This is a genomic window from Streptomyces sp., assembly GCF_031181705.1.
GTDB lineage: Bacteria > Actinomycetota > Actinomycetes > Streptomycetales > Streptomycetaceae > Streptomyces.
In genome coordinates this window covers 1-5671 of sequence record NZ_JAPSKN010000221.1, presented here as the reverse complement: position 1 = coordinate 5671, position 5671 = coordinate 1, and the positions used below count along the sequence as shown (strand labels likewise).

The window sequence follows — 5671 nt, the reverse complement described above, 5'->3', positions numbered from 1 at the left end:
TCCTTCACCCGCACCGGCACCGGCTTCCTCACCGGCACCGGCCTCTCCACCCGCACCGGCCTCTCCACCCGCGCCCGCTTCCTCGCCGGCGCCCGCACCGGCACCGGCTTCCTCACCCGCGCCGGCTCCGCCGTCCGCGGCTCCGCCGCCGAGGGTCGCGCCGACCGCCTCCAACGCCGTGGTGACCGGCTGGAAGAAGGTCTCGCCGCCGACCGTGCAGTCGCCGCTGCCGCCGGAGGTCAGGCCGATCGCGAGTCCGTCCTGGGTGAACAGCGAACCGCCGCTGTCGCCGGGCTCGGCGCAGACGTTGGTCTGGATGAGGCCGGTGACGGTGCCCTCCGGGTAGTTCACCGTGGCGTCGAGGCCGAGGACCTGGCCGTCGGCGAGCCCGGTGGTGCTGCCCATCCGGAAGACCTCCTGGCCGACGGTCGCCTCCGCGGCCTCGGTGATCCGCACCGTCTGGTTGCCGAGGTTGACCTCGCTGGGCGCCTCGGTCGCCGGATCGTCGTACTTCACGAGTGCGAAGTCGCCGTCGCCGGGGAACGTCGACTGGTCGACCGTGGCGATCGGCTGGCCGCCCTGCGCGTCGGACCACTCGTTGCCGCCGAGGGTGCAGTGACCCGCCGTCAGGAACGCCGGGGAGCCGTCGCCCGCGGTGACGTTGAAGCCGAGGGAGCAGCGCGAGCCGCCTGCGAAGATGGCGTCGCCGCCGGAGACGAACGGCTTGAAGGTGCCCGCGGACTTCTTGATGGTCGCCATGCCGGAGCCGAGGCTGCGCACGGTGGATTCCAGCCTGTCCCACTTGGCGCCGGTCACGGTGCTGTCGGCCGTCACCAGGAGCTTGTTGGTGCGCGGGTCGATCGACCACGAGGTGCCCGCGATGGTCGCCTCGGACTTCAGCGTGGACGCGCCCTGCTGGAGCTCCGACCAGCTGTGGTCGACCTCGCGCACCTTCGCGCCGGCCGCCTTCGCCTGCACGATCACGTTGTTGTTGTCGCCCGGTACGACGTTGACGACGAGCTGCTGGTTGTCGCCGTCGTAGTAGGAGCCGCCGAACGCGTCACCGAGGAGCCCGGCGAGCCGCGAGGCGAGATCCGAGGCGTCGCCGGCCTTCAGGGTCTTCGGCGCGGCGGCCGGGCCGTCGGACGAACCGTCCTGCGACGCGTTGGCGTTGGGCAGCAGGATCGCGGCCGCGCCGAGCGCCACCACGCTGCCCGCCGCTATCGCGGCCTTGCGCTTCGGAATTCGCTTGTGACTCAAACTTCTCTCCTCCTGGGGGACGGAGTAGTGGGGGGCCGCCGTCCGGCAGCTCGTCGGGGGGCGCCTGGATGGCAGTTGGTACGCACGGGCCGCGCGGGGCGTTCAATTCCGTTCGCACGTCGCCTCTTCGCGTCGGGGAATCAGCCAGCCGCCATCCAGCCCGGCACGCTCCGTAAGGAAACGGCAACACTCCGTTGTGATAACCGAGTTGAATCCCACCTCCAGCGAATCTGCACAGCGAATGCTCAACCCGGTCACCGGAAAGCGGGTCGTCCGCCTGCCCTTCGCGTCGGTCACGCCTTTGGAGCCGGAGTGCCGGATTCGCCGTCCGGCGATACAAGAGCTGGAATGAGCCGATGCCGTGGCGCATGTGAAGAAGTCGCCACCAAGGCGTGCGCGGTTCTGCACGGATAAGCGCTTCTGCCCCGCAAGTTGCCTGGTGGGAGGGGTGGTTGATTGGAAGCCCGCGCCCGCAGCGTGCTTTGATCCATCGCACCGCGGGGGCCGCGATGGGCATTCGGAAACGGATGTCCGGCGCTCGTGGTCGCGGCCGTCATCTGTCCCCAGAGGGGGCCGCTCCCCCCTTGTGAGATATCCAATGAAGGGAAGTTCCATCATGAACTCCACCCCCCAGGTCGAGACCGTCGAGATCGCCGACGCCGAGCTCGACGCCGTCTCCGGCGGCCTGTCCGTGAACGCCGTGAACACCGTCACCGAGACGGTGGACGGCATCGCTCCGGTTTCCGGCCTGGTGAACACCGCCGTCGGCACCGTCGAGGGTGTCACCGGCCTGAACACGGCCCCGGTCACCAACCTGGTCGCCGGTCTCTGATCCGGCCTCATGCCGTTGACTCCCGGAGCCGCAGCCGGCGGTTCCGGGATCTTCGGGTGCCGTGACCAGGCGCCCCGACAGCCTCCGCCACGTCCGTAAGAACCTCTTCTACGGGTGAGGGAAGTTCCTTGCAGTTCCGCCAACAGGCCCTCGCCAAGCTCCAGTCGCCGGAGGAGCTCGACCTTCCGGTGCGGTTCGCGCGCCCTCAGGGCTGGCTCGTGCTCTCGGTGACGGTCGTCGCGATGGCGGCCGCCTCGGTGTGGGCGGTGACCGGCTCGGTGGCCTCCACCGTCAGCGCGCCCGCCATCCTCACGCACGGCCGGGGCAGTTACGTCCTGCAGAGCCCCGTCGCGGGCCAGGTCACCGCCGTCCTCGCCCGCCAGGGCGAGCAGCTCCCGGCGAACTCCCCCGTGCTCAAGGTCCGCACCCCCGAGGGCGAGACCGTCGTCCGCACGCTCGACGCCGGCCGGGTCTCCGCGCTCGCCGCGACCGTCGGGCAGATCATCCGGACCGGCGCGAACGTCGCCGCCGTGGAGAAGGTCGCCCGCACCGGGGACCCCCTCTACGCCACGGTCTACGTGCCCGCCCAGAACGCCGCCGCGATCCCCGACGGCGCCGCCGTCGACCTGACCGTGCAGTCGGTTCCGACGCAGGAGTACGGCGTGCTGCGCGGCCGTGTGAAGTCCGTGGACCGCTCGGCCCAGTCGCCGCAGCAGATCGCCGCGTTCCTCGGGGACAGCCAGCTCGGCGAGCAGTTCACGAGGAAGGGCAGGCCGGTGGCCGTGACGGTCCGGCTGGACAAGTCCTCCGCAACGAAGAGCGGTTACGCGTGGTCCTCCGCGGAGGGTCCGCCGTTCAAGCTGACGTCCATGACGCCGGCCTCCGGCTCGATCAAGCTGGCCGACCAGCGTCCCGTCGACTGGCTGCTGCCATGAGCGCGACCGCACAGGAGACCCGGGGCAGGCGCCGCGCCGCCCCGCCGAAACGCAAGGTGCCCAAGGCCGCGGCGAAGACCGTACGCACCCCCACCGTCCTGCAGATGGAGGCGGTGGAGTGCGGCGCCGCCTCCCTGGCGATGGTGCTCGGCCACTACGGCCGGCACGTCCCTCTGGAGGAGCTGCGCATCGCCTGCGGCGTCTCCCGCGACGGCTCGCGCGCCAGCAACCTGCTGAAGGCGGCGCGCAGTTACGGTCTGACGGCCAAGGGCATGCAGATGGACCTGGCGGCCCTCGCCGAGGTGAAGTCGCCGGCCATCCTGTTCTGGGAGTTCAACCACTACGTCGTCTACGACGGCATGGGCCGCCGCTTCGGCCGCCGGGGCGTCTACATCAACGACCCCGGCAAGGGCCGCAGGTTCGTGTCCATGGAGGACTTCGACGGCAGCTTCACCGGTGTCGTGCTGGTCATGGAGCCCGGCGAGGACTTCACCCGGGGCGGCCGCAAGCCGGGCGTGCTGGGCGCGATGCCCGCCCGGCTGCGCGGCACCGCGGGCACCATGCCGGCCGCAGTCCTGGCGAGCCTGCTGCTGGTGGCCGTCGGTGCGGCGGTGCCCGCGCTCAGCCGCACCTACATCGACGAGTTCCTGATCGGCGGCCGGACCTCGCTGCTGGGTGTGCTGTTCACGTCGATGGCGGCGTGCGTGCTGCTCACGGTCGTGCTGACCTGGCTGCAGCAGGCCAACCTGCTGCACGGCCGGATCATCTCCTCGACCCTGTCCAGCGCCCGGTTCCTGCGGCATCTGCTGCGGCTGCCGGTGACGTTCTTCTCCCAGCGCAGCCCGGCCGACCTCGTCCAGCGGCTCCAGTCCAACGACGCGGTCGCCGAGACCCTCTCCCGCGACCTCGCGGCGGCGGGCGTGGACGCGATCGTGGTCGTGCTGTACGCGGTGCTGCTGTACACCTACGACCCGCAGCTGACGTTCGTCGGCATCGGCGTGGCCCTGCTGAACATCGTGGCCATGCGGGTCGTGGTGCGGCTGCGCGCCACCCGCACGGCGAAGCTGCGCGCCGACACGGCCCGGCTCACCAACACCGCCTACACCGGCCTGCAGCTCATCGAGACGATGAAGGCGACCGGCGGCGAGGACGGCTACTTCCGCAAGTGGGCCGGGCAGCACGCCACCACCCTGGAGGAGCAGCAGCGGCTCGGGGTGCCGAGCGCCTGGCTGGGCGTGGTCGCGCCGACGCTCGCCACCCTCAACAGCGCGCTGATCCTGTGGATCGGCGGCATGCGGGCGGTCGAGGGACACATCTCGGTCGGTCTGCTGGTGGCCTTCCAGGCCCTGGTCACCCGGTTCACCGCCCCGCTGACCCGGCTGAACGGCGTCGCGGGCCGCATCCAGGACTTCGCCGCGGACGTGGCCCGGCTGAAGGACGTGGAGAACTTCAAGACCGACCCGCTCTACGGCCGCCCCGGCGCCGGAGAGTCGACACGGCGTCTGAAGGGTCATGTGGAGCTGGAGAACATCACCTTCGGCTACAGCCCGCTCGACAAGCCGCTGCTCACCGGCTTCGACCTGACCGTCGGGCCCGGGCAGCAGGTGGCGCTGGTCGGCGGCTCCGGCTCCGGCAAGTCCACGGTGTCACGGCTGATCTCCGGCCTGTACGCACCGTGGGAGGGCGTGATCCGCATCGACGGGCAGCGCATCGAGGACATCCCGCGCGGGGCGCTGGCCGCCTCCGTCTCCTTCGTCGACCAGGACGTGTTCCTCTTCGAGGGCACGGTCCGCGACAACGTGGCGCTGTGGGACCCGTCGATCCCGGACGACGCGGTCGAGGACGCGCTGCGCGACGCCGCCCTGTACGACGTGATCACGCGCCGGCCCGGCGGCATCCACAGCCGGGTCGAGCAGGACGGCCGCAACTTCTCCGGCGGGCAGCGCCAGCGCCTGGAGATCGCCCGGGCCCTGGTGCGCCGCCCGAGCATCCTGGTGCTCGACGAGGTGACCAGCGCGCTCGACGCGGAGACCGAGCTGGTCGTGATGGACAACCTGCGCCGGCGCGGCTGCGCCTGCGTGGTGATCGCGCACCGGCTGAGCACCGTGCGCGACAGCGACGAGATCGTCGTCCTGCAGCACGGCACGGTCGTGGAGCGGGGTCGGCACGAGGAACTGGTGGCGCGCGGCGGCGCCTACGCGGCACTGGTCAGGGAACGGTGACATGACGACCGTCCACGAAGGACACGACGGGGACCTCGTCCTGGGCGCCTTCGGGCAGCTGGGCTCGCGCCTCGACTGCGCCGGCTTCAACCGCCTCGACCTGGAAGGTCCCCAGGTGCTGTGGCTGGTCGCGGCCGGCGCGGTCGACCTGTTCGCGGTCGACGCCGGCCGGCAGGGCCACTGGCACCACCTGGGCCGGCTGGAGGCGGGCTCGCTGGTGCTCGGCCCGGTGGCCGGACCGCAGCACACCCTGGTGGCCCGCCCGCTGCGGGACTGCGTGGTGCACCGCATCGGCCTGCGCGAGCTGTACCAGCCCGCGCACACCGCGACCTGGTCGTACGACGGTCAGGGCAACCCGCAGTACGTGCCGCCGACGACGAGCCCCCTGGAGTACGCGCTCGCCCTCGGCGTCGGCCGCAGCC

Annotated in this window: 4 protein-coding genes and 1 pseudogene; 4 read left to right on the top strand and 1 reads right to left on the bottom strand. The window is 71.4% G+C overall.

Annotation, left to right across the window (positions count from 1 at the left end):
* Positions 1 to 1260: S1 family peptidase (locus tag RIN80_RS25910; RefSeq protein WP_309098069.1), on the bottom strand; the 1260-nt coding region annotated here is incomplete at its 3' end.
* A 616-nt stretch (positions 1261 to 1876) separates the two neighbouring features.
* Here RIN80_RS25910 and RIN80_RS25905 point away from each other — a divergent pair.
* The 4 genes and pseudogenes from RIN80_RS25905 to RIN80_RS25890 form a co-directional block, all read left to right on the top strand.
* Complete coding sequence (locus RIN80_RS25905; RefSeq protein ID WP_309098068.1) at positions 1877 to 2092, top strand: type A2 lantipeptide; 216 nt, start codon at positions 1877 to 1879, stop codon at positions 2090 to 2092.
* A gap of 128 nt (positions 2093 to 2220) precedes the next feature.
* A complete protein-coding gene (locus RIN80_RS25900; RefSeq protein ID WP_309098067.1) occupies positions 2221 to 3027 on the top strand; it encodes an HlyD family efflux transporter periplasmic adaptor subunit in 807 nt (268 codons plus the stop codon).
* On the top strand, positions 3024 to 5249 hold the full coding sequence (locus RIN80_RS25895; RefSeq protein WP_309098066.1) for an NHLP family bacteriocin export ABC transporter peptidase/permease/ATPase subunit: 2226 nt from the start codon (positions 3024 to 3026) through the stop codon (positions 5247 to 5249). Before RIN80_RS25900 ends, RIN80_RS25895 begins: the two co-directional genes overlap by 4 nt.
* Before the next feature lies 1 nt (position 5250).
* A pseudogene (locus RIN80_RS25890) lies at positions 5251 to 5671 on the top strand (NHLP bacteriocin export ABC transporter permease/ATPase subunit); the annotation flags it as partial.

What these genes read in the sequence shown, in the direction of transcription:
- RIN80_RS25895 (WP_309098066.1), top strand. Translation starts at nt 3,024, where the DNA reads ATGAGCGCGACCGCACAGGAGACCCGGGGCAGGCGCCGCGCCGCCCCG.
- RIN80_RS25905 (WP_309098068.1), top strand. Translation starts at nt 1,877, where the DNA reads ATGAACTCCACCCCCCAGGTCGAGACCGTCGAGATCGCCGACGCCGAG.